Below are 22,585 nucleotides of genomic sequence, written 5' to 3' on the forward strand. Positions count from 1 at the left end.
GTCTCTCCCCTCTCCCAAGCAGAGATCGTTGGGGCCACGGTAGTAAGCCCGTTACGCACCGATCAGTGCATGACGAACGCACGACAATAGAAGGCAGGATGAGTGATCACGAGGCGCACTGCGACGAACTGGTCGCCGATTGCCGCCTGCGCGCGGCCATCGACCTCTTCGCCCACACATGGGATCCCGTCGTACTCGCGGCCTTACGTTCGCGTCCGCATCGACGCCGCGAGCTGCGCTCCGCGATCGGCGGCATCAGCGACAAGGTGCTGACCGAGACGTTGCACCGCCTGCTCGCCAACGGCCTGGTCGACCGACGGGCCTACTCCGCGGCCCCGCCTCGCGTCGACTACGGCCTGACCGACCTGGGCGAGAGCCTGGTTGACGGCCCGATGCGGGCGCTCGGGCGCTGGATTCTCGAGCACGGTGACGAGCTTTCCGTCGCCCAGGAACGCGCCGAACTGACGCAGCCGACGCCCGGGTAGCCACAAGGGCGCACCCACGGTCGGCTCCGCTGTCCTGATGATCAGGAGCGCGTCAGGTAGTCGGCCAGCCTGCCGCGGCTACGTTGGAGGCCGTCGATGCGCTCGTCCATGACCGCGAGCTCCCCGTTCAGGATGTCCCACAGTTCCGCGCACCATTCGAAGTCCGGGCGCTCGCCCCGCGCACATGGCAGTACCGAACGGATCACCTCGGTCGACAGGCCCGCGTTCAGCAGCCCACGCACCTGCCGCACAGTGACGACTGACTCCTCGTCGTAGTAGCGGTAGCCGTTCGAACCGCGCTCGGTATCAAGCAGGCCCTGCGCCTCGTAATAGCGCAGCAGCCGCCGGCTGACCCCGGTACGCCGGGACAACTCCCCGATCAGCATGCGACTCACTCCACCTGAGGTTGACCCTGCCACCGATGTCACGCCCTAACGTCACCTCGTGAGCGGGCATTCCGTCCGCATATGCAATCTGTACCACTGGAGCGAGGTATGCCGTCTTTTGTCGTACAACGAAACGGCCAGGCCGCGAGCGCTGCGGAGTTGGCGCCGCTCGCCTTCGCGGGCTACGCCCACTTCACCGCCATGCAGGTACGCGGGAGCCGGATCCGGGGACTGGACCTCCACCTGGACCGGCTGCGCTCAGCCTCTGTGGAGCTGTTCGGGCGCGCGTTGCCCCACGACCGAGTGCGGACCCTTCTACGGAAGGCCCTGGACGCAGGACCCGCCGACCTCTCGCTGACGGCCACGGTGTACTCGTCGGCGGGCGAGTTCACCGCAGCCGACACTGATCTGGAGCCCGAACTGCTGGTACGCACCGGACTGGCGGCAGACGGTCCACAGGGCCCTCTCGCGCTGGCGGTGGTCGAGCACGAACGGGTACTCCCAGCGGTGAAGCACGTCGGAGAGGTGGCCAAGACCTACCTCCTTCGGCAGGCCGTCGGGCAGGGCTTCGATGACGCCGCCTTCGTCGACCACCGGGGCCGGCTCAGCGAGGGGACGATCTGGAATCTGGCCTTCTGGGACGGCACGGCGGTGGTGTGGCCGGAGGCCGAGATGCTGATCGGGACCACGATGGCCATCCTTCGCCGCCAGCTGGATCTCCTTGGCGTACCCCAGCGTGTCCAGGAGGTAACGCCCGCTGACCTGCCGCGGCTGGCCGGGGCCGTGGTGATGAACTCATGGACGCCGGGGGTGCCGGTACACCGGATCGGCACCGTGCCCATGCCTGAAGCGCCGTCGTTCCAAGAAGTGCTGCACCAGGCCTGGCACGCCGAGCCACGCACCGCACCCTGAGGCACCGACCCGCTTCGTGTCGGTCTCCACCGGGTGACAACGGGACCTCAGAAATCGCCTGCGACGAGCTCCACCTCGAACCCGTCCGCGTCCTCCAAGTACGCGGCGTAGTGCTGACCGCCGCCTGCGTAGGGGTGACGTTCAGGGAACAACAGCGTCCAGCCGTGCGCGGGTGCCTGCTCGACCAGAGCGTCAAGCAGGACCTGGCTCTCGACGTGGAAGGCCAGATGGTTCAGGCCAGGCCGACAGCGATCATGACGCCCGTCAGTGAGGGCAGGAGACTGCTCCAGGACTATGTAGGCGGATCCCAGCCGCCAGCTACGGCCTTCAGGCCACTCCTGGAACAGCGTGTAGCCCATGACTTCCAGCAGCCATTGCCAACTGACCAGGGCTCGGCGCAGATCCGGCACCCACAGCTCGACGTGGTGCAACATCCCGGTCGTCGGCGGATCAGCCATGAGCGTTCCCTCCGTCATTCTCTGCCTGCGCCTGGTACCCCGTCTCAGCCATTCGGCACCACGACATCCTCACCAGGCGGTTCCTTCCCGGGATGGATACCCCCGCCACAAAGCCACTGCCGTAGCCGCTCGACCATTGCGGCACGGCTAAGGGCAGCACCACCACCCCACCGAAGAAACAGCCCCAAAACAAAAAAGGGGCCCCACCGGACCCCCCAAAACACCCACCACACAAACCACCGCCGACACGACACCACCACCAGCCCCGGCCAGCGACCCACAACCCCGCCCCCGAAACCACCAGCCGCGCACAGAAAAGACCTGCCGGCGACCAACACCGACAATAAAAAAGGGCCCCACCGGACCCCAACAACCACAACCACGCACAACAAGCCGCCAGCCGCGAGCGGCCACAACCCCAACCAGCCGGCGAGAAAACAGCCCCCGAAAAACGAAGAAAGGGCCACCCCTGTTAAGGGGTAGCCCTTCCTCACAAAAAATTGTCCGGCGGCGTCCTACTCTCCCACACCCTCCCGAGTGCAGTACCATCGGCGCTGGAAGGCTTAACTACCGGGTTCGGAATGTAACCGGGTGTTTCCCAACCGCTATAACCGCCGTAACCCTATGAAACACACAACCAGCCACCCACCATCACAGCGGGCAGGACTGTTTGCAGTCTCTGAATCGCATAGTCGACGCGAACATCTATGGACAAGTCCTCGGCCTATTAGTACCGGTCAGCTCCACACGTTACCGCGCTTCCACTTCCAGCCTATCAACCCGGTCATCTACCGGGAGCCTTACCCCACAAAGGGTGGGAGACCTCATCTCGAGACGAGCTTCCCGCTTAGATGCTTTCAGCGGTTATCCCTTCCGAACGTAGCCAACCAGCCGTGCTCCTGGCGGAACAACTGGCACACCAGAGGTTCGTCCGTCCCGGTCCTCTCGTACTAGGGACAGCCTCTCTCAAGTCTCCTGCGCGCGCAGCGGATAGGGACCGAACTGTCTCGCGACGTTCTAAACCCAGCTCGCGTACCGCTTTAATGGGCGAACAGCCCAACCCTTGGGACCTACTCCAGCCCCAGGATGCGACGAGCCGACATCGAGGTGCCAAACCATCCCGTCGATATGGACTCTTGGGGAAGATCAGCCTGTTATCCCCGGGGTACCTTTTAGCCGTTGAGCGACACCGCTTCCACAAGCCGATGCCGGATCACTAGTCCCAGCTTTCGCTCCTGCTCGACCCGTCAGTCTCACAGTCAAGCTCCCTTGTGCACTTACACTCGACACCTGATTACCAACCAGGCTGAGGGAACCTTTGGGCGCCTCCGTTACTCTTTAGGAGGCAACCGCCCCAGTTAAACTACCCACCAGACACTGTCCCCCACCCGGATACACGGGCGCGGGTTAGACGTTCAAAACGACCAGAGTGGTATTTCACCAATGACTCCACCCCAACTAGCGTCGAGGCTTCCCAGTCTCCCACCTATCCTACACAAGACGCTCCAAACGCCAATGTCAAGCTGTAGTGAAGGTCCCGGGGTCTTTCCGTCCTGCTGCGCGTAACGAGCATCTTTACTCGTAGTGCAATTTCACCGGGTCTGTGGTTGAGACAGCGGGGAAGTCGTTACGCCATTCGTGCAGGTCGGAACTTACCCGACAAGGAATTTCGCTACCTTAGGATGGTTATAGTTACCACCGCCGTTTACCGGCGCTTAAGTTCTCAGCTTCGCATACCCGAAGGCACACTAACCGGTCCCCTTAACGTTCCGGCACCGGGCAGGCGTCAGTCCGTATACATCGTCTTACGACTTCGCACGGACCTGTGTTTTTAGTAAACAGTCGCTTCCCCCTGGCCACTGCGGCCTCCACCAGCTTCGGAGGAAAACTCCTACACCAACAGAGGCCCCCCTTCTCCCGAAGTTACGGGGGCAATTTGCCGAGTTCCTTAACCACAGTTCACCCGAACGCCTTAGTATTCTCTACCTGACCACCTGAGTCGGTTTCGGGTACGGGCCGCTACGACACTCACTAGAGGCTTTTCTTGGCAGCATAGGATCACCCACTTCACCACAATCGGCTCGGCATCACATCTCAGGCTACATGGCAGACGGATTTGCCTATCTGCCGCCCTACATGCTTACCCCGGGAACAACCATCGCCCGGGATGGGCTACCTTCCTGCGTCACCCCATCGCTTACCTACTACCAGATCAGGCCAGGCGTTCACCCTCACCACCATCCCGAAGGACAGCAGGGGTTAAGGACCCTTAGTATCACTGGATTCGATATGGGCGCATCACAGCGGGTACGGGAATATCAACCCGTTATCCATCGACTACGCCTGTCGGCCTCGCCTTAGGCCCCGACTTACCCTGGGCGGATTAGCCTAGCCCAGGAACCCTTGGTCATCCGGCGCAGAAGTTTCTCACTTCTGATTCGCTACTCATGCCTGCATTCTCACTCGCACAACCTCCACGGCTGGATCACTCCGCCGCTTCACCGGTCGCACGACGCTCCCCTACCCACCCACACAAACGTGTGAGTGCCACGACTTCGGCGGTGTACTTGAGCCCCGCTACATTATCGGCGCGGAATCACTTGACCAGTGAGCTATTACGCACTCTTTCAAGGGTGGCTGCTTCTAAGCCAACCTCCTGGTTGTCACAGCAACTCCACATCCTTTCCCACTTAGCACACGCTTAGGGGCCTTAGTCGGTGATCTGGGCTGTTTCCCTCTCGACTACGAAGCTTATCCCCCGCAGTCTCACTGCCACGCTCTCACTTACCGGCATTCGGAGTTTGGCTGACGTCAGTAACCTTGTCGGGCCCATCGGCCATCCAGTGCTCTACCTCCGGCAAGAAACACGCAACGCTGCACCTAAATGCATTTCGGGGAGAACCAGCTATCACGGAGTTTGATTGGCCTTTCACCCCTACACACAGGTCATCCCCCAGGTTTTCAACCCTGGTGGGTTCGGTCCTCCACGCAGTCTTACCCACGCTTCAACCTGCCCATGCGTAGATCACTCCGCTTCGGGTCTACAGCATGCGACTCAAACGCCCTATTCAGACTCGCTTTCGCTACGGCTCCCCCACACGGGTTAACCTCGCCACACACCATAACTCGCAGGCTCATTCTTCAAAAGGCACGCAGTCACATCACAGACGCCCGAAGACGTCTACGCTCCTACGGCTTGTAGGCACACGGTTTCAGGTACTATTTCACGACCCCTCACCGGGGCGCTTTTCACCTTTCCCTCACGGTACTCGTTCACTATCGGTCATCAGGGAGTATTTAGGCTTACCAGGTGGTCCTGGCAGATTCACACAGGATTTCTCGGGCCCCGTGCTACTTGGGATCCCCTCAAGAAGCCTGCAAAATTTCGTCTACCCGGCTCTCACGGTCTACGGCGCCCCTTCCCAGAGGCTTCGACTATCCCACAGGTTTATCACTTCTCGCAGTCTCGGCAGAGACTGCCAGAGGGTCCCGCAACCCCGCACACGCAACGCCTGCCGGCTATCACACATGCACGGTTTAGCCTCATCCGCTTTCGCTCACCACTACTCACGGAATCACTCTTGTTTTCTCTTCCTACGGGTACTGAGATGTTTCACTTCCCCGCGTTACCACCAACCGCCCTATACATTCAGGCGGAGGCAACACCACATAACTGGTGCTAGGTTTCCCCATTCGGACATCCCCGGATCAACGTCTGGTTGGCGACTCCCCGAGGCTTAACGCAGCCTCCCACGTCCTTCATCGGCTCCTGATGCCAAGGCATCCACCGTGTGCCCTAAAAAACTTGGCCACAAAAGATGCTCGCGTCCACTATGCAATTCACAAACAACAAACAGCCAACCGAATCAACCCCGCCACCAACACCAGAAAACCCGGCAGGTATGGCAGAAGACCGGTCCCGTCAACGAGAGACAAGCAAACGCCCGTTCCCTCAGGACCCAACAGTGTGCCCAGCCAGCCCCAGCCCCCCGACAACCACGTTCCCACTCCCAACCAAACCTCGAAACGAGGAACGGTCAGACGGTACTAGCAGCCCGGAAACCCGAACCAACTGAATAACCAGTGCTCCACTAATGAGCTCGCCGCGCATCGGACACTCGCCGATGAACACGACATGGACAACTACCAACGTCAAGCCGGTAGAAGCCAGATGCTCCTTAGAAAGGAGGTGATCCAGCCGCACCTTCCGGTACGGCTACCTTGTTACGACTTCGTCCCAATCGCCAGCCCCACCTTCGACCGCTCCCCCCGGAAAACCGGTTGGGCCACGGGCTTCGGGTGTTGCCGACTTTCGTGACGTGACGGGCGGTGTGTACAAGGCCCGGGAACGTATTCACCGCAGCATTGCTGATCTGCGATTACTAGCGACTCCGACTTCATGGGGTCGAGTTGCAGACCCCAATCCGAACTGAGACCGGCTTTTAGGGATTCGCTCCACCTCACGGCATCGCAACCCTCTGTACCGGCCATTGTAGCATGTTTGCAGCCCAAGACATAAGGGGCATGATGACTTGACGTCATCCCCACCTTCCTCCGAGTTGACCCCGGCAGTCTCCCATGAGTCCCCACCACCCCAAAGGGCGTGCTGGCAACATGGAACAAGGGTTGCGCTCGTTGCGGGACTTAACCCAACATCTCACGACACGAGCTGACGACAGCCATGCACCACCTGTACACCAGTCCGAAGAGGGCCCCATCTCTGAGGCTTTCCGGTGTATGTCAAACCTTGGTAAGGTTCTTCGCGTTGCGTCGAATTAAGCAACATGCTCCGCCGCTTGTGCGGGCCCCCGTCAATTCCTTTGAGTTTTAGCCTTGCGGCCGTACTCCCCAGGCGGGGCGCTTAATGCGTTAGCTACGGCGCGGAAACCGTGGAAGGTCCCCACACCTAGCGCCCAACGTTTACAGCGTGGACTACCAGGGTATCTAATCCTGTTCGCTCCCCACGCTTTCGCTCCTCAGCGTCAGAACTGGCCCAGCAAGCCGCCTTCGCCACCGGTGTTCCTCCTGATATCTGCGCATTTCACCGCTACACCAGGAATTCCGCTTGCCCCTACCAGCCTCTAGCCTGCCCGTATCCACCGCAGACCTAGGGTTAAGCCCTAAGCTTTCACGGCAGACGCGACAAGCCACCTACGAGCTCTTTACGCCCAATAATTCCGGACAACGCTTGCGCCCTACGTATTACCGCGGCTGCTGGCACGTAGTTAGCCGGCGCTTCTTCTACAGGTACACGTCAACTTCGTCCCTGCTGAAAGAGGTTTACAACCCGAAGGCCGTCATCCCCCACGCGGCGTCGCTGCGTCAGGCTTTCGCCCATTGCGCAATATTCCCCACTGCTGCCTCCCGTAGGAGTCTGGGCCGTGTCTCAGTCCCAGTGTGGCCGGTCGCCCTCTCAGGCCGGCTACCCGTCGTCGCCTTGGTAGGCCACTACCCCACCAACAAGCTGATAGGCCGCGAGTCCATCCCCAACCGAAAAAACTTTCCACCACCATCGGATGCCCGAAGTAGTCATATCCGGTATTAGACCCAGTTTCCCAGGCTTATCCCAGAGTCAGGGGCAGGTTACTCACGTGTTACTCACCCGTTCGCCGCTCGAGTACCCCGAAGGGCCTTTCCGCTCGACTTGCATGTGTTAAGCACGCCGCCAGCGTTCGTCCTGAGCCAGGATCAAACTCTCCAAACAATGTTTTCGAGTTTTTCCTGGCCAACATTCGACATGAATGTCAACCAAAGGAATCCATCCCCCCACACCCGAAGATGCAGGTAAGGACGGGGTTGTGCATCATGCACTGGCTTTTAGCACACTGTTGAGTTCTCAAGAAACGGACGCGACCACCATCACCTCAGACTCGAAACCGAGCCATCCGCTCCGGGGCGTTATTCGCTTCGTTCTTTCTGTTTACTATTCTTCCGTGTCGCCCGGTCCGTGTCAAACCGCCCCATTTCGGAGCACTTGACCCAAACCGCGCAACTCCAGAGGAATCGCAGCCGCCCCGTTTCCGGGGCAACCCCTCTAACTTACCAGGCCCGAGATGTTCTCGCAAACACTTTTTCAGGACCAGCGTGTTTTAAGGGGTTGTCGGCGTGTCCCGCACGCGCCCATGCCTGATCACCGAAGTGATCGGAAGGGGTTGTGCCGGGCGTTGCCGACAGCAAAAGATTAGCAGTCCTCCGGAGTGACCGAGTACGGATCACCGACGCCCGCGGCTCCGGCGAGGCCCATGCCGTACGAATCGGAGGGCCTCGACAGCGCGGGGGCCGACCATAGACTCGGCCCGTGAGCAGCGATATGCCGCCTGTGGCGAAGAAGGTCCCCACCACCCGCACGCATCACGGAGACACCGTGATCGACGAGTACGCGTGGCTGTTCAAGAAGGACGACGCGGACACGATCTCCTACCTGGAGGCGGAGAACGCCTATACGCAGGAGGCGACCGGCCACCTGAAGGATCTGCAGGAGAAGGTCTTCCAGGAGATCAAGGCCCGCACTCAGGAGACCGATCTGTCGGTCCCGACCCGCAAGGGCGCCTGGTGGTACTACTCGCGCACCGAAGAGGGCAAGCAGTACGGCATCCAGTGCCGGATCGCCGCGGACGGGGACGTTCCGCCCGCGGTGACGGCCGGCGAGCCTCTCCCCGGGGAGCAGGTCCTCCTGGACGGGAACGAGCTGGCCGGTGACAGCCCCTTCTTCGCGCTCGGCACCAGCGCCATCAGCCCGGACGGCACGATGCTCGCGTACTCCACCGACTTCTCCGGGGACGAGCGCTTCACGCTGCGGTTCAAGGACCTGCGCACCGGCGAGCTCCTGCCCGACGAGATCCCCGGCATCTTCTACGGCGGAGCCTGGTCGGCGGACGGTTCGACGTTCTTCTACACGACCATCGACGAGGCGTGGCGTCCGTACCGCGTCCACCGGCACACGCTGGGGTCGGACGAGGACGTCCTCGTCTACCAGGAGGACGACGAGCGGTTCTGGATCGGCATCGGGCTGACCCGCAGCCGGCGGTACCTCGTCCTCAGCGCGGGCAGCAAGATCACCAGTGAGGTCCGCGTGCTGGACGCGGACGACCCGACCGGCGAGTTCACCGTCGTGCGGCCCCGCCGCACCGGCGTCGAGTACGACCTCGACCACGCGGGCGACCGCTTCCTGGTCCTGCACAACGACGGCGCCCGGAACTTCGAGCTGGCCACCGCGCCGCTCGACGACCCGGGCACGTGGACGCCGCTCATCGAGCACCGCGAGGACACCCGGCTGCTCGACGTGGACGCCTTCAAGAGCCACATCGTCGTGCACTTCCGGCGGGAGGGGCTGACCGGCATCAGGATCCTGCCGGGCGACGGGGGCGAGCCGTACGAGATCGCGTTCCCTGAGCCGCTCTACGACGTCGCGCCGTCGGGGAACCCCGAGTTCGAGACCTCCCGGCTGCGGCTCGGCTACACCTCGATGATCACGCCGCCCTCGGTCTACGACTACGACCTCGCCTCGCGCGAGCTGATCCTCCTGAAGAGGAGGCCCGTGCTCGGCGGGTACGAGCCCGGGGACTACGAGCAGTTCCGCGAGTGGGCGACGGCCGAGGACGGCACGCGCGTGCCCATCTCGATCGTGATGAGGAAGGGCGCCGAGCGGCCCGCCCCCACCCTCCTGTACGGCTACGGCAGCTACGAGACCTCGATCGACCCGTACTTCTCGGTGGCCCGGCTCTCGCTGCTCGACCGGGGGTTCGTCTTCGCCGTGGCCCACGTCAGGGGCGGCGGCGAGATGGGCCGCGGCTGGTACGAGGACGGCAAGCTGACCAGGAAGAAGAACACGTTCACCGACTTCGTGGCCTGCGCCAGGCACCTCAAGGCCGCGGGCTGGTCCAGCCGGATCATCGCGCGGGGCGGTTCCGCGGGCGGGCTGCTCATGGGCGCGGTCGCCAACGTCGCGCCGGAGGAGTTCGCCGGGATCGTCGCCGAGGTGCCGTTCGTGGACGCGCTGAACACGATTCTGGACCCGTCGCTGCCGCTGACCGTCATCGAATGGGACGAGTGGGGCGATCCGCTGCACAATCCGGACGTGTACGCCTATATGAAGTCGTACTCCCCGTACGAGAACATCGACGGCAGGCCGTACCCGCCGATCCTGGCGATCACCAGTTTGAACGACACCCGCGTGCTCTATCACGAGCCGGCCAAGTGGATCGCCAAGCTGCGTGCCACCGCACAGGGCGGGCCGTTCCTGCTCAAGACCGAGATGGGCGCGGGCCACGGCGGCAGGAGCGGCCGGTACGACGCCTGGCGTGAAGAGGCCTTCGCGCTGTCCTGGATCCTCGACCGAGCTGGAGTGACCGAATGACGTACACCGCGGCCGCCGACCGCTATGGCCCCATGCCGTACAACCGGACCGGACGGAGCGGGCTGAAGCTGCCCGCGATCTCGCTGGGGTTGTGGCACAACTTCGGCGACGACAAGCCGATCGACACCCAGCGCGCCATCCTGCGCCGGGCGTTCGACCGCGGCGTCACCCACTTCGACCTGGCCAACAACTACGGCCCGCCGTACGGCTCCGCCGAGATCAACTTCGGCCGCCTCTTCCGCGAAGATTTCGCGAAATATCGCGACGAGCTGGTGATCTCGACGAAGGCGGGCTACGACATGTGGCCCGGGCCGTACGGCGAGTGGGGGTCGCGGAAGTACCTGCTGTCCAGCCTGGACCAGTCGCTCTCGCGGATGGGCCTGGACTACGTGGACATCTTCTACAGCCACAGGTTCGACCCGGAGACGCCCCTTGAGGAGACGATGGGGGCGCTCGACCACGCGGTGCGTTCGGGCAAGGCCCTCTACGCCGGAATCTCGTCGTACTCGCCGGAGCGGACGAAGGAGGCGGCGGAGATCCTGCGCTCGATGGGGACGCCGCTGCTCATCCACCAGCCGTCGTACTCCATGCTCAACCGGTGGATCGAGGGCGGCCTCCTCGACACCCTGGAGCAGGAGGGCGTGGGCTGCATCGCGTTCTCTCCGCTGGCGCAGGGCATGCTGACCGACCGCTACCTGAACGGCATCCCGCGGGACTCGCGCGCCGCGCAGGGCAAGTCGCTCGACCCGAGCCTGCTCACGGACGAGTCGCTGCGGCACATCCGCACGCTCAACGAGATCGCCAAGGAGCGCGGCCAGACGCTCGCCCAGATGGCCCTCGCCTGGGCGCTGCGGGACCGCCGGATGACCTCCGTGCTGATCGGCGCGAGCAGCGTCGCCCAGCTCGACGACAGTCTCGACGCGGTGCGGCGGCTCGGCTTCTCGTCGGACGAGCTGGACGCCATCGACAAGGACGCCGTCGAGGCCGGCATCAACCTCTGGGCCGCCTCCAGCGCCGGCTGATCGCGCCCGCCCCTGCCTGTACGGCCCGCGCTCCGGTACACCGGAGGCGGGCCGTACGCACTACAGGGCGTTGTGCCGCTGGAGCCAGGCGAAGGACGCCCAGCCGGGCAGCACGGGCAGCCAGAACGTCATCAGCCGGTACAGCAGCACGGCCGACAGGGACACCGATCCGGGCAGGCCCGCGACGGTGAGGCCGAAGGAGAGCGCGCCCTCGACGGCTCCCAGGCCGCCCGGCGTGGGCGCGGCCGAGCCGATCGCGTTGGCGGTGAGGAAGACCACGGCGATCGCGGCGAAGCTCAGATCGCCGCCGAACGCCCGTACGCACGCGTCGAGGCAGAGCACGAAGGCGATCGTCAGCAGCAACGTCCCGCCGAGCGCCTCGACGATCTTGGACGGCGACTGCAGCACGTCGAGGAGCCGGGGCACCACGCCGGAGAACATCGCCCGCAGTCGTACGGTCACGAACCGGCGCAGCGGCCGTACGGCCAGCACGATCAGGCTGAGCACGGCGACCGCGAGCAGCGCGATCAGCAGGCCCCGGGACGGGGTGAGGGACGGCGCGGCCTGGGTGCCGGTGATATATCCGAAGAGCAGCAGCAGAAGGATGTGGCACATCAGGCCGACGAGCTGGGACGCGCCCACGCTCGCCACCGCCGGCCCGGGCGGGATGCCGCGTTTCTGCAGGTATCGGGTGTTAATCGCGACGCCGCCGACCGCGGCGGGCGCGACCAGCTTGACGAACGACGCGGCGAACTGCACCAGCATGGTCCGCCCGAGCGGCAGCTGCTCCGGAACGAACCCACGCAACATGATCGCGGCGGCCAGGTAGCTGAGCGCGGCGCCGACGAGCGCCACGCCGCCCCAGGCCCAGTTCGCGGTGAGCACCACCGACACCAGGTTGACCTTGCTGAGCTGGGACAGCAGGAAGTACGCGGCGAGCGCGCTCGCGATGATCGTCACCAGCGTCCGGGGCTGGAAGCGTTCGAGCCGGACCTCGTCCACCGCGACCTGGGGCTTCAACGCCGCGATCTGCTCGCGCAGCGCGGGCAGCAGGTTCTTCTCCTTGCGGGAGGCGGCGCGGGTGCCGCGGGTGAGCGCGATCCGCTGCAGCAGCGGCAGCGCCCCGGCCAGCGTGTCCGCGCCGAACACGGCGGCGGCCGAGGCGACCGAGCGCTCGGGCCCCACGCGCAGACCGAGATAGGCGAGGAGCTGGGCCAGGTCGAGGCGGAGCAGCAGGTCGCCGGCCGCGATCTCGCCGCTTCTGGCGTCGACGAGCAGCACCCGGCCGTCCTTGTCCACGTGGATGCTCTCGCCGGTGAGGTGGCGGTGGGCGAGCCGGTGCGCCTGGAGCAGCCGCACCTGTTCCCAGATCTGGGCGAGCAGCGCGTCGTCGATCTCGTCGTCGCGGAGCTCCTCCAGCGGGCGGCTGCCGACATGCTCGTACGCGAGGAGCGCCGCCTCGGTGCCCACCTCGCTGGTGCCGAGGAGGCTCGGCAGGTTCGCCCCCGCCGCCTGCGCGGCGTACGCCATCAGGGCCTCGCGCTCCAGCTCCGCGCGCAGCGAGCGGATCGCCCGCCGCCGCGTGTCCGGGTGCAGCCACACCCGACGCCACAGCCGGTACGCGATGCCGGCCACCTGCCGGTCCCGGTCGAGGACCGTCACGTCGAGCTGGGCGCCGCCGGCGAGGCCGACGAGGTAGCGGCGGCTGCCGGCGCCGTCGTCCTCGACGCGCCGCCCGCTCACGGGGGCGAAGCCGAGCCGTCTGAGCGCGTGGATCACTGCGCTGCCCGGGGGCCGGGTGTTCGCACTGCCGATGCCGTACAGCGTGCCGTAGCCGACGGCGAGGCCGACGACATAGGTGACGATCACGCCGAGGGCCGTCACCTTGGTCGCGGTGAACAGGGCGAACACGTCGAGCACGATCGCCCCGGCCATCAGCGTGCGCCAGCGTGGCCGGCGCGTCATCCGCACCGCCGTGGCGTACGCGATGGCGGGGGTGAGCACGGTGTTGAGCGGCTCGACCTCCCTGCCCCCGGTGAGGAGCTGTTTGAGGTCCTCGGCTCCGGAGCCGATCAGCCACTCGTCCAGCGTGTACGAGATCAGCAGGGCGAGGATGGCGGCGATGAGCCCCTGGGTGACGCGCATGCCGTCACGGTGGAAGACCCGTTCGACGGCGAAGGCCATCGGGACGATCAGCACGGAGATGCCGCCGAGCAGCCCGGCGGCGGACGACAGCACGTCGGGCGCGCGGCCGGTCCCCGCCTGGACGTCGGTCTCCAGGCCGTTGAGGGTGCGCTGCAGAGCGAGGGCGAGCAGCACCACGGCGGCGAGCGTGACCAGGCTGAGCAGGAAGCGCAGGGCATCGGATGGGCGGCGGATGCGCTGGGGAAGTAGAGGCTCGACGACGAGGACGGCTCCGGAATCAGGAGTCTCCGCCGTCGTGTTCTTCTCCTTTATGCCCCTCACCACCAGCGATTCTGTGCGATCTTCGCACTCCGTGTCCACAATCGATGCATGCGACTTTCACTCGCCTCGGACAGCCTTGACGGCATAGCGTCACAGATCGTGACCGAAGCGGAGCGGCGCGGTCATTCAGTCACACTCTATGGAGCATTGGCCCCCGGTGGCCGGACAGATTGGGCCTGGTGCTGCGCGCAGGCGGCCCGCGACGTCGCGGCCGGCCGATCCGACCAGGCCATCGTGTGCTGCTGGACCGGAACCGGCGCCTCGATCGCCGCGAACAAGGTACCGGGCGTACGCGCCGCCTTGTGCGTGGACGCCGCGACCGCCGCGGGTGCCCGTACCTGGAACGACGCGAACGCGCTCGCGCTGAGCCTCCGCCTGACCTCGCGGCAGCTGCTGACCGAGATCCTCGACGCCTGGTTCTCCACCGGTCCGAGCACCGCCGAGGACGACCGGGCGAACATCGGCCTGCTGAAAGAGCTGGAAGGCGCCTCGTAAAGTTACCACCATGGACTTGCGCGTTCTCGGTGCCTGCCCGCTCGACTGCCCCGACACCTGCTCGTGGGAGGTGACGGTCAAGGACGGCCAGGCGGTCGCCCTGCGCGGCAACCGCGACCACCCCTTCACCCGCGGTGCGCTCTGCGTGAAGGTCAACCGCTACCTGGAGCACACCCGGGCCACCGACCGGATCCTCCACCCGCTGAAGCGGGTCGGGCCGAAGGGTTCCGGGCGATTCGAGCGGATCAGCTGGGACGAGGCGCTCACCACGATCGCCGACCGGCTGACCGCCATCGTCGCGGAGCACGGCGGGGAGGCCATCTGGCCGTACCAGGGCACCGGGACGCTGGGGTTCATCCAGGGCGAGGGCGGCCTGGCCGGGCGGCGCTTCTGGAACGTGCTCGGCGCGTCCTACCACGATCTCAACATCTGCTCGCGCGCGGGCAACCTCGGCACGTCCTACGTCAACGGCACCGCCGGAGGCATGGACCCCGAGACGTTCGCGCTGTCCCGCCTGATCCTGCTGTGGGGGACGAACACCCTGACCAGCGGTCACCACATGTGGAAGTTCGTGCAGGACGCCCGCGCGAACGGCGCCCACGTCGTGGCGATCGACCCGATCAGGACCCGTACCGCGGAGCAGGCCGACGAGCACCTGCCGATCCGGCCGGGCACGGACGGCGCGCTCGCGCTCGGCCTGCTCAACGTGGTGCTGGAGGAGGGCGCGGAGGACCGCGACTACCTGGAGAACCACACGGTCGGCTGGGACGAGTTCCACGCCGAGATCCTGAAATATCCCCCGAGCAGGGTGGCCGAGATCACCGGGCTGCCCGAGGCCGACATCCGCGCCCTCGGCCTACGGCTCGCGCGCACCCGGCCCACCGCCATCCGCGCGACCATGGGCGTCCAGCGGCACGAGGGCGGCGGCGCGGCGATGCGGGTGATCTCCTGCATCCCGGGTGTGACCGGCGACTGGCGGCACCCGGGCGGCGGCGTCTCCTACTCGACGTCCGCGCACTTCCCGCTGCACGTGGACCCGCGCGACGACCTGCTGGAGAAGCCGGTTCGCACCCTGACGATGACCCGGCTGGCCGACAGCCTGGACGAGTCGGTCAAGTGCCTGTGGGTCTACGCCGCCAACCCGCTCGGCTCGACCTCCGACCAGAACCGCATCCGCGAGGCGATGCGGCGCGAGGACCTGTTCACGGTCGTGATGGAGCAGTTCCCGACCGACACCGTCGACTACGCCGACATCGTGCTGCCCGCGACCATGCAGACCGAGCATGTCGACCTGCACGCCGGCTACGGCCACATGTACGTGGTGTGGAACGAGCCCGCCGTCGAGCCTCAGGGCGAATGCGTGTCCACGACGGAGACATTCCGCCGGCTCGCCCGGCACATGGGGCTGACCGAGCCCTCGCTGTACGACTCCGATCTCGAACTGGCCGAGCAGCTCCTCGGCGGGACGCCCGGCATCACGCTGGAGCGGCTGCGCAAGGAGGGGTGGGCGCGGCTGCCGGTCCCCGACCCGTTCGTCCCCTTCTCCGACGGCTTCCCGACGCCGTCCGGGAAGCTGGAGTTCGTCTCGGAGCTGGCCGAGGCCGCCGGCCTGCCCCGGGTGGCGGGCTACGTGCCCTCACGCACCGCCCGTACGACCGCGCCGGGGAAGCTGACGCTGATCACCCCGGCGCAGCACACCTTCCTCAACACGATCTTCAGCAACAACCCCGAGCTGCTCAGGCGGTCCAAGGGGCCACGGGTCATGGTCAACCCCGTGGACGCCGAGGCGCGCGGGCTCACGGACGGGCAGCTCGCCAGGGTGTTCAACGACAACGGCGAGTTCTCGGCGTACGTGGAGATCAGCGAGCGGGTCCGGCCGGGCGTGGTGGCGGCGCCGAAGGGGCACTGGCCCAAGCTCAGCCCGGGAGGCGCCAACCCGAACGCCGTGGTGGACGAGCGCGACGCCGACATGGGCCGCGGCGCCGTCTATCACGACAACCTCGTGGACATCGCCCCGGCCTGAAGGACAGAATGCATGTAAAATGCATGCATGGTGGCTCTTCAAATCCGGGACGTACCGGCGGAGGTCCGTGACGCCCTGGCGGAACAGGCGAACGCTCGCGGGATGTCCCTCCAGGGACTCCTGCTCGAATTGGTGACGACCGAGGCTCGCCGCTCGCGGAACCTCGACATCCTGAAGCGCGCGGGCGACCGTCCGGGCACTCATCGCAGCGAGGTCGGGGAGGCTGCGAAGGAGCTCGCGGCCATCCGATCCGAGCGGCTGGATCGCTCGGAGAGCGACACGTGATCGTCATAGACGCGTCCGTCCTCGCTGAGGCGTTGACGGGATCCGGTCCAGTCGGAGAGGCGGCCCGCGCGGCCCTCGCGGCCGATCCGCGATGGGCCGCGCCGCCTCATTTGAAGGCGGAGACGATGTCGGTCATCCGGGGACGCCTGCTGGGGAAGAAGATCACGGCAGACGCCGCCGCGGAGGCCGCCGAGGATCTGAGGGACATCGTGGTCGACAGAGTCGACGAAGACTGCCTGTTGCCCAGGATGTGGGCGCTGCGCGACAACCTCTCGTCCTATGACGCGGCCTACGTCGCCGCGGCCGAAGCACTGCAGTGCACACTCCTCACCACCGAGCGCAGACTCGCCTCCGCGGTTGGGCCTCGATGCCCTATTCGCATCATCTGAGTCAGAGGCGGAGCTTGAAGCCCTCGTGGGTGGCGGTGAAGCCGAGCGAGGCGTAGAAGCGGTGGGCGTCGTGGCGCGCCTTGTCCGTCGTGAGCTGGACGAGGCGACAGCCGCGTTCGCGGGCCCGTTCGACGGCCCACTCCATCATCCGGCGCCCGACCCCCCGGTTCCGGTGCGGCGTGGCCACCCGCACCGCCTCGATCTGGGCGCGCTCCGCCCCGCGCCGGGACAGCCCGGGGATGAAGGTGAGCTGGAATGTCCCGACCACCAGGCCGTCTTCCTCGGCCACGATCAGCTCGTTTCGGGGGTCGGCGTCGATGGCCTCGAACGCGGCCATGACGTCGGTCCCCTCGACGGGCTCGCGGGCCGCGGCGACAGGGTCGTCGTCGAGCATCGCCAGGATGGCCGGCACGTCCTCGCGCCGGGCGGTACGGAATGAAACAGACACGCGACGAGCCTAGCGGCGGGACGTACTGGGCAAAGGGGCGGCTCAGGGTGCGCTCAGGGGTCTCCCCGATGCCGTACGCGCGTGCTGAGTTGCAGCCTTGAGCTATGAACGAACTGACTCGACGTGACGAGATGTCCCTCGCCGGAGCGGCTCTGCGCGGCGCGCCGTGGAAGACCGCCGCCATCTCGGGCGGAGCGGTCGCCGGGGTCGGCTTCCTGATGGGCGTTATCCTCCCCGGGCCCGCCGACCTGGCCTGGGCGCTGTGCCTTGGCATCCGTGTCTTCACGCTGGTCGCGGCCATCGGCGCGATCGCGAAGCCGGATCACGGCGATCGAGTCACCCAGCAGGCGCGGCGCTGGTCGCTGCGCCACCCCTGGCGGTTCGCGCTCTATCCCGGCATCGGCTCCGCGGTTCTGATGTACCCGGTGCAGCTGGTCATCGGCCGGGAGGGCGTCTTCGGCGCGGCATGGGACGCGCTGTGGGGTGGCGCGCTCGTCTACCTGATCACCGCCGTGCTCGCCCTGTCGATGCGCCGACGGGCGCAGGACAGGGGCTGACGGCGCTCCTGGGCGTCGCCCGCGGGGGCGGCGACGCCCCTCAGGAGCCGCGCTCGGCCTCGCTGCGGCAGACGCAGAACTCGTTGCCCTCGGGGTCGAGCAGCGTGACCCATCCGGTGCCGTCCGCGTTGCGGTGGTCCTCGTACAGTGTGGCGCCCAGGCCGACGAGACGCTCGACCTCCTGGTCCCGGGTGGCCCCGTCTACGCCGTTGACGTCGAGATGGAGCCGGTTCTTGGTCGCCTTCCCCTCGGGGACCCTGATGAAGAGCAGGTGGGGCGGCCCGTCGGGCCGGTCGAGCATGACCTCGTCATCGCCGGGCTCGGAGTCGACCAGCGGCCAGCCGAGGGTGGTGCTCCACCACTCGGCCAGCTCGTACGGACGGGCGCAGTCGACGGTCATCGTGTGAATCTCAATCATGCACTCACCCAAGCGACACACCACCAAAGCTGTCAAGCCGGTTATCAACCAATGGTGCGGGTATCGCCAGCCTCAACCGACTTCGGCCACCCGGGACGAGCGTCAGCCGTGCGTATCCACGAAGGCGGGACCACCAAAGATGCGAAGAGGTGCTCGACCGCCTGCCGCGGGTCGACCGACCCATCGGGGCCGCGCCCGCGTACAGGCGATAGCGGCTCAGTGGGCGGCGCCGCCGGCGAGGTTGAGGCCGATCACGCCCAGGATGATGAACACGATCGAGATGATCTTCAGTAGGGACGCGTTGTCCCCCAGCAGGGCGATGCCGAGAAGTGCGGTGCCGACCGCGCCGATGCCGGTCCACACGGCGTATGCCGTACCGACCTCAAGGCTCTTGAGCGCGAGCGACAGCAGGCCGAAGCTGAGCACCGAGAAGACGAAGAAACCGACCGACCACCACAGGTGCGAAAAACCGGCGCTCATCTTGAGCGAGTAGGCCATCGCGACCTCGAACAGACCGGCGACGACGAGCAGGCCCCAGGCCATGGCTCCCCCTTGGTACGAGACTGAACTTCCTGGTCACAGGGAGTGCGTCGTCTTCGCTTACCGGGTACGGCGCGTCTCGTCCGGGATGGCCGTACGGTCGATCGCCGCAGGGCCCATCAGTGGAGAAGGTAACACACCTCCACTTATTTGCTGCTATCCCACCAAATTGTGACGAACTGCCGTGGCGGGAGCGGCCACACCCCCAGCTCCTCGGCGGCCCGCGCCACCTCCGGGGCCCGTTCGGGGTCGAGGCAGAGCCGCAGGCACGCGGCGGACGCCATCTCCTCGATCGACTCGAAGGGCGCGTCGAGCGCGGTGTGCGCCTCACTCTCCGCCGCGAACCCCATCTCCCGGGCAATCGCCAGCACGTCCTCGGAGGTCGGGCGATCCGGCCTGGTCAGGCCGTGGAAACGGACCCAGAGCGGGTTCAACCAGGTCATCGGGTGGACCCGCGGGAGTTCGAGCACCACCCTGCGACGCGCATGCGCGTCGAGCCCGGCCAGGAACGGCACGAGGTCGGGCACGTTGAAGACGACGTGCGCGCAGACGGCCACGTCGGCGACGGGCGTACGCTCGGCCACGTCCGGCCAGCGCCCCTCGACCAACCGGATGGTGCCGCACCCGCTCTCGCGTCCGCGCGCGGCCAGCGCCTCCAGCATGGCGCGGTTCTCGTCCACGGCGACCAGCGCCGCCGGGCGCAGCGGGAGGCTCGCCGCGCCGGTGCCCGCCCCGACGTCCAGCACCGACCCCTCGTCGGGCAGCGCCTCCCGTGCCCGCTCGTACGTCGGCCCCTGCGGCGCCGCGAGAAGAGTGTCGGTCCTCCTCGCGAAGCGGGCGACCCGATGCATCCATGGACTGGACGGCGCCTTCGCCAGGATCTCCCCGGGGATGGCCCAGGACTCAAGGTCCGCCTGCCAGCGCGCTGCTCGCTCGTCAAGGCTCACAGTCGCACAGTACCTATTTGCGCTCGCTCCGCTCGCGCGGCTCGGGGCGCCCTCAGTCGATGTCTTCCCTCGTCGCTCGGGGTCGCTCGTCCCTCGCTCCCCACTCGCTCCTCAGTCCAGACACCGCCGCGCCCCTCGCAGAGCCGCTCGTCCCTCGCTCCCCACTCGCTCCTCAGTCCAGACACCGCCGCGCCCCTCGCAGAGCCGCTCGTCCCTCGCTCCCCACTCGCTCCTCGGTTGCTTCCCCGCCACGGCCCTCGCTCCGGGCGTCCGCTCATGGGTTGTGGGACATACCACCACATTGCTTGCATATTGCCGGTTACCGGCGGGTAGCATTCCTTTAGAGTTACTGACTAGTACGTAACCCCCGACTGTCGTGGTTTCGAGGAGCGCACGAGATGGGCCACTACAAGAGCAACATCCGCGACCTGGAGTTCAACCTGTTCGAGGTGTTCGGGCGCGGGGAGATCCTCGGCGGCGGCCCGTTCCAGGACATCGACGAGGACACCGCCCGCAGCATCCTGGACGAGGTGAACCGGCTGGCCACCGGCCCGCTCGCCGAGTCCTTCGAGGACGCCGACCGGCACCCGCCGGTGTTCGACCCGGCCACGCACACGGTCACGATGCCCGAGAGCTTCAAGAAGTCGTACCAGGCGTGGGTCGACGCCGAGTGGTGGCGGATGGAGCTGCAGCCCGAGCTCGGCGGCACGCCCGCCCCGCGCAGCCTCGTGTGGTCGGTGGCCGAGCTGGTGCTCGGCGCCAACCCCGCCGTCTGGATGTTCGGCAGTGGCCCGGCGTTCGCCCGGCTGTTGTTCGAGCTGGGCACCGAGGACCAGAAGCGGTTCGCCGAGCTGGCCGTCGAGCGCAACTGGGGCTCGACGATGGTGCTGACCGAGCCGGACGCCGGCTCCGACGTGGGCGCCGGCCGGACCAAGGCCGTACGGCAGGAGGACGGCACCTGGCACATCGAGGGCGTCAAGCGCTTCATCACCAGCGCCGAGCACGACATGGCGGAGAACATCTTCCACCTCGTGCTGGCTCGCCCCGAGGGCCACGGCCCCGGCACCAAGGGCCTGTCGATGTTCCTCGTGCCGAAGTACCTGGTCGATCTCGAGACCGGCGAGCTGCGCGAGCGCAACGGCGCGTACGTCACCAACGTCGAGAAGAAGATGGGCCTCAAGGTGTCCACCACCTGCGAGCTCACCTTCGGCGAGAAGCACCCGGCCGTCGGCTACCTCGTCGGCGACGTCCACGACGGCATCCGCCAGATGTTCATGGTGATCGAGCACGCCCGGATGATGGTCGGCACCAAGGCCATCGCGACGCTGTCCACCGGCTACCTGAACGCGCTCGACTACGCGAAGAACCGCGTTCAGGGCTCCGACCTGAGCCGGTCCGCCGACAAGACCGCCCCGCGCGTCACCATCACCCACCACCCGGACGTCCGCCGCGAGCTGATGCTGCAGAAGTCGTACGCCGAGGCCATGCGGGCGCTGGTGATCTACACGGCGACCTTCCAGGACGCCGTCCAGATCGCCGAGGCCGAGGGGCGCAGGGACGAGGTCGCCGAGGCGATGAACGACCTGCTGCTGCCCGTCGTCAAGGGCGTGGGTTCCGAGCGGTCGTACGAGCTGCTCGCCCGCTCGCTCCAGACGCTCGGCGGCTCCGGCTTCCTGCAGGACTACCCGATCGAGCAGTACATCCGCGACGCGAAGATCGACTCGCTGTACGAGGGCACGACGGCGATCCAGGGCCAGGACCTGTTCTTCCGGAAGGTGCTCAAGAACCAGGGTGTCGCCCTCGGCTCGCTGCTCGGCGAGATCGTCACGTTTGTGGGCTCCGAGGCGGGCAACGGCCGGCTGAAGGCCGAGCGGGCGCTGCTCGGCGAGGCCGCGGCCGAGGTCAAGGCCATGGCCGACACGATGGCGGGCTGGGCGATCGCGTCGCTCGAGTCGCCGAAGGAGGTCTACAAGGTCGGCCTCAACACCACCCGGTTCCTGATGGCGCTGGGCGACGTGGTTCTGGCCTGGCTGCTGCTGCGCCAGGCGGAGATCGCGCTCGCGGCCCTCGGCGCCGAGGCGCCGGACGCGGCCGACACCGCCTTCTACACCGGCAAGGTGGCCGCCGCGACGTTCTTCGCGCAGACCATCCTGCCCCGGGTCGCCGCCGAGCGCCGGGTGCTCGACGCCACGCCCCAGGACGTCATGGAACTGCCGGAGGAGGCCTTCTAGCCGTACCGGCTCCGAACCCGGCGATCGCGCGGCTCCCTTGAGAGGGGGCGCGCGATCGCCGCGTTTCCGGGTCGCGCGTGGTGAATCGACCGGGATGGGCCACCCACCGACTGAAGCCGGGCCGCGCTCAAGAATTTTCGATCAGCCGAAGCCGGGTATGACCGTGA

At 66.4% G+C, this 22,585-nt stretch carries 17 protein-coding genes, 3 rRNA genes and 1 riboswitch; of the genes, 10 read left to right on the forward strand and 10 right to left on the reverse strand.

Annotated features, from left to right (window positions below; genetic code table 11):
* The first annotated feature begins 98 nt into the window (after window positions 1-98).
* Complete coding sequence (locus tag ACQP1V_RS41195; protein WP_433416888.1) at window positions 99-485, forward strand: winged helix-turn-helix transcriptional regulator; 387 nt, start codon at window positions 99-101, stop codon at window positions 483-485.
* A 41-nt stretch (window positions 486-526) separates the two neighbouring features.
* Here the strand turns inward: ACQP1V_RS41195 and ACQP1V_RS41200 are convergent, their stop codons facing one another.
* Window positions 527-871, reverse strand: coding sequence for a MerR family transcriptional regulator (locus tag ACQP1V_RS41200; protein ID WP_067139795.1), 345 nt, complete (start codon window positions 869-871; stop codon window positions 527-529).
* Window positions 872-979: 108 nt separating this feature from the next.
* On the opposite strand from ACQP1V_RS41200, the gene ACQP1V_RS41205 reads away from it, so the two are divergent.
* The gene (locus ACQP1V_RS41205) at window positions 980-1,783 is read left to right on the forward strand and encodes an aminotransferase class IV family protein (RefSeq protein WP_433416891.1); all 804 of its coding nucleotides are present in this window, start codon (window positions 980-982) and stop codon (window positions 1,781-1,783) included.
* 47 nt (window positions 1,784-1,830) lie between these two features.
* On the opposite strand, the gene ACQP1V_RS41210 is transcribed toward ACQP1V_RS41205, so the two are convergent.
* The 4 genes from ACQP1V_RS41210 to ACQP1V_RS41225 all read right to left on the reverse strand — a co-directional run bounded on the left by ACQP1V_RS41210 (window position 1,831) and on the right by ACQP1V_RS41225 (window position 7,945).
* A complete protein-coding gene (locus ACQP1V_RS41210) occupies window positions 1,831-2,241 on the reverse strand; it encodes a VOC family protein (protein WP_433219836.1) in 411 nt (136 codons plus the stop codon).
* Window positions 2,242-2,743: 502 nt separating this feature from the next.
* Window positions 2,744-2,860, reverse strand: a 5S ribosomal RNA gene (gene rrf / locus ACQP1V_RS41215).
* An 88-nt stretch (window positions 2,861-2,948) separates the two neighbouring features.
* Window positions 2,949-6,052 (reverse strand): 23S ribosomal RNA (locus ACQP1V_RS41220).
* 371 nt (window positions 6,053-6,423) lie between these two features.
* Window positions 6,424-7,945: ribosomal RNA gene (locus tag ACQP1V_RS41225) — 16S ribosomal RNA — on the reverse strand.
* Together the 16S, 23S and 5S rRNA genes form the textbook arrangement of a ribosomal RNA operon.
* Before the next feature lie 594 nt (window positions 7,946-8,539).
* Between ACQP1V_RS41225 and ACQP1V_RS41230 the strand changes: the two genes are divergently transcribed.
* Both ACQP1V_RS41230 and mgrA read left to right on the forward strand, forming a co-directional pair.
* On the forward strand, window positions 8,540-10,597 hold the full coding sequence (locus tag ACQP1V_RS41230; RefSeq protein ID WP_433416894.1) for a S9 family peptidase: 2,058 nt from the start codon (window positions 8,540-8,542) through the stop codon (window positions 10,595-10,597).
* Window positions 10,594-11,619, forward strand: a complete 1,026-nt coding sequence (mgrA, locus tag ACQP1V_RS41235) for an L-glyceraldehyde 3-phosphate reductase (RefSeq protein WP_433416897.1) — start codon at window positions 10,594-10,596, stop codon at window positions 11,617-11,619. The genes ACQP1V_RS41230 and mgrA overlap by 4 nt, the downstream gene beginning before the upstream one ends.
* Window positions 11,620-11,679: 60 nt before the next feature.
* Here mgrA and ACQP1V_RS41240 read toward each other — a convergent pair whose 3' ends face one another.
* Window positions 11,680-14,085 (reverse strand): lysylphosphatidylglycerol synthase transmembrane domain-containing protein, encoded by a 2,406-nt coding sequence (locus tag ACQP1V_RS41240; protein ID WP_433416900.1) that lies wholly within the window; start codon window positions 14,083-14,085, stop codon window positions 11,680-11,682.
* 48 nt (window positions 14,086-14,133) lie between these two features.
* Between ACQP1V_RS41240 and ACQP1V_RS41245 the strand changes: the two genes are divergently transcribed.
* Genes ACQP1V_RS41245 through ACQP1V_RS41260 form a run of 4 tightly spaced genes read left to right on the forward strand, consistent with a single transcriptional unit; the run spans window position 14,134 to window position 17,277 of the window.
* Window positions 14,134-14,580 carry an RpiB/LacA/LacB family sugar-phosphate isomerase gene (locus ACQP1V_RS41245; protein WP_067137949.1) on the forward strand — a complete coding sequence of 149 codons (447 nt, stop codon included), beginning with the start codon at window positions 14,134-14,136 and terminating at the stop codon, window positions 14,578-14,580.
* A gap of 10 nt (window positions 14,581-14,590) precedes the next feature.
* Window positions 14,591-16,603 (forward strand): molybdopterin-containing oxidoreductase family protein, encoded by a 2,013-nt coding sequence (locus tag ACQP1V_RS41250; RefSeq protein ID WP_433416903.1) that lies wholly within the window; start codon window positions 14,591-14,593, stop codon window positions 16,601-16,603.
* A 27-nt stretch (window positions 16,604-16,630) separates the two neighbouring features.
* On the forward strand, window positions 16,631-16,888 hold the full coding sequence (locus ACQP1V_RS41255; RefSeq protein WP_387416322.1) for a hypothetical protein: 258 nt from the start codon (window positions 16,631-16,633) through the stop codon (window positions 16,886-16,888).
* The gene (locus tag ACQP1V_RS41260; RefSeq protein ID WP_433416906.1) at window positions 16,885-17,277 is read left to right on the forward strand and encodes a type II toxin-antitoxin system VapC family toxin; all 393 of its coding nucleotides are present in this window, start codon (window positions 16,885-16,887) and stop codon (window positions 17,275-17,277) included. The genes ACQP1V_RS41255 and ACQP1V_RS41260 overlap by 4 nt, the downstream gene beginning before the upstream one ends.
* A gap of 1 nt (window position 17,278) precedes the next feature.
* Here the strand turns inward: ACQP1V_RS41260 and ACQP1V_RS41265 are convergent, their stop codons facing one another.
* Window positions 17,279-17,725, reverse strand: coding sequence for an N-acetyltransferase family protein (locus ACQP1V_RS41265; protein WP_433416909.1), 447 nt, complete (start codon window positions 17,723-17,725; stop codon window positions 17,279-17,281).
* A 104-nt stretch (window positions 17,726-17,829) separates the two neighbouring features.
* Between ACQP1V_RS41265 and ACQP1V_RS41270 the strand changes: the two genes are divergently transcribed.
* Complete coding sequence (locus ACQP1V_RS41270) at window positions 17,830-18,282, forward strand: hypothetical protein (RefSeq protein ID WP_067137946.1); 453 nt, start codon at window positions 17,830-17,832, stop codon at window positions 18,280-18,282.
* 40 nt (window positions 18,283-18,322) lie between these two features.
* Here ACQP1V_RS41270 and ACQP1V_RS41275 read toward each other — a convergent pair whose 3' ends face one another.
* The 3 genes from ACQP1V_RS41275 to ACQP1V_RS41285 all read right to left on the reverse strand — a co-directional run bounded on the left by ACQP1V_RS41275 (window position 18,323) and on the right by ACQP1V_RS41285 (window position 20,187).
* On the reverse strand, window positions 18,323-18,700 hold the full coding sequence (locus ACQP1V_RS41275) for a VOC family protein (protein WP_433416912.1): 378 nt from the start codon (window positions 18,698-18,700) through the stop codon (window positions 18,323-18,325).
* Window positions 18,701-18,916: 216 nt separating this feature from the next.
* Window positions 18,917-19,243, reverse strand: coding sequence for a DMT family transporter (locus ACQP1V_RS41280; protein WP_067137939.1), 327 nt, complete (start codon window positions 19,241-19,243; stop codon window positions 18,917-18,919).
* Between the two features lie 41 nt (window positions 19,244-19,284).
* Window positions 19,285-19,347, reverse strand: a riboswitch (guanidine-III (ykkC-III) riboswitch).
* Window positions 19,348-19,386: 39 nt separating this feature from the next.
* Window positions 19,387-20,187 (reverse strand): class I SAM-dependent methyltransferase, encoded by an 801-nt coding sequence (locus ACQP1V_RS41285; RefSeq protein WP_433416916.1) that lies wholly within the window; start codon window positions 20,185-20,187, stop codon window positions 19,387-19,389.
* A gap of 398 nt (window positions 20,188-20,585) precedes the next feature.
* On the opposite strand from ACQP1V_RS41285, the gene ACQP1V_RS41290 reads away from it, so the two are divergent.
* Window positions 20,586-22,418, forward strand: a complete 1,833-nt coding sequence (locus ACQP1V_RS41290) for an acyl-CoA dehydrogenase (RefSeq protein WP_433416918.1) — start codon at window positions 20,586-20,588, stop codon at window positions 22,416-22,418.
* Window positions 22,419-22,585: the final 167 nt, after the last annotated feature.

Source organism: Microtetraspora malaysiensis, assembly GCF_050947145.1.
GTDB classification, from domain to species: Bacteria; Actinomycetota; Actinomycetes; order Streptosporangiales; family Streptosporangiaceae; genus Microtetraspora_A; species Microtetraspora_A malaysiensis.

Excerpts from the sequence above, each read along its gene's own strand:
- ACQP1V_RS41195 (WP_433416888.1), top strand. The coding sequence starts at position 99 with ATGAGTGATCACGAGGCGCACTGCGACGAACTGGTCGCCGATTGCCGC.
- ACQP1V_RS41200 (WP_067139795.1), bottom strand. The coding sequence starts at position 871 with ATGCTGATCGGGGAGTTGTCCCGGCGTACCGGGGTCAGCCGGCGGCTG.
- ACQP1V_RS41205 (WP_433416891.1), top strand. The coding sequence starts at position 980 with ATGCCGTCTTTTGTCGTACAACGAAACGGCCAGGCCGCGAGCGCTGCG.
- ACQP1V_RS41210 (WP_433219836.1), bottom strand. The coding sequence starts at position 2,241 with ATGGCTGATCCGCCGACGACCGGGATGTTGCACCACGTCGAGCTGTGG.
- mgrA (WP_433416897.1), top strand. The coding sequence starts at position 10,594 with ATGACGTACACCGCGGCCGCCGACCGCTATGGCCCCATGCCGTACAAC.
- ACQP1V_RS41245 (WP_067137949.1), top strand. The coding sequence starts at position 14,134 with ATGCGACTTTCACTCGCCTCGGACAGCCTTGACGGCATAGCGTCACAG.
- ACQP1V_RS41250 (WP_433416903.1), top strand. The coding sequence starts at position 14,591 with ATGGACTTGCGCGTTCTCGGTGCCTGCCCGCTCGACTGCCCCGACACC.
- ACQP1V_RS41255 (WP_387416322.1), top strand. The coding sequence starts at position 16,631 with ATGGTGGCTCTTCAAATCCGGGACGTACCGGCGGAGGTCCGTGACGCC.
- ACQP1V_RS41270 (WP_067137946.1), top strand. The coding sequence starts at position 17,830 with ATGAACGAACTGACTCGACGTGACGAGATGTCCCTCGCCGGAGCGGCT.
- ACQP1V_RS41275 (WP_433416912.1), bottom strand. The coding sequence starts at position 18,700 with ATGATTGAGATTCACACGATGACCGTCGACTGCGCCCGTCCGTACGAG.
- ACQP1V_RS41280 (WP_067137939.1), bottom strand. The coding sequence starts at position 19,243 with ATGGCCTGGGGCCTGCTCGTCGTCGCCGGTCTGTTCGAGGTCGCGATG.
- ACQP1V_RS41290 (WP_433416918.1), top strand. The coding sequence starts at position 20,586 with ATGGGCCACTACAAGAGCAACATCCGCGACCTGGAGTTCAACCTGTTC.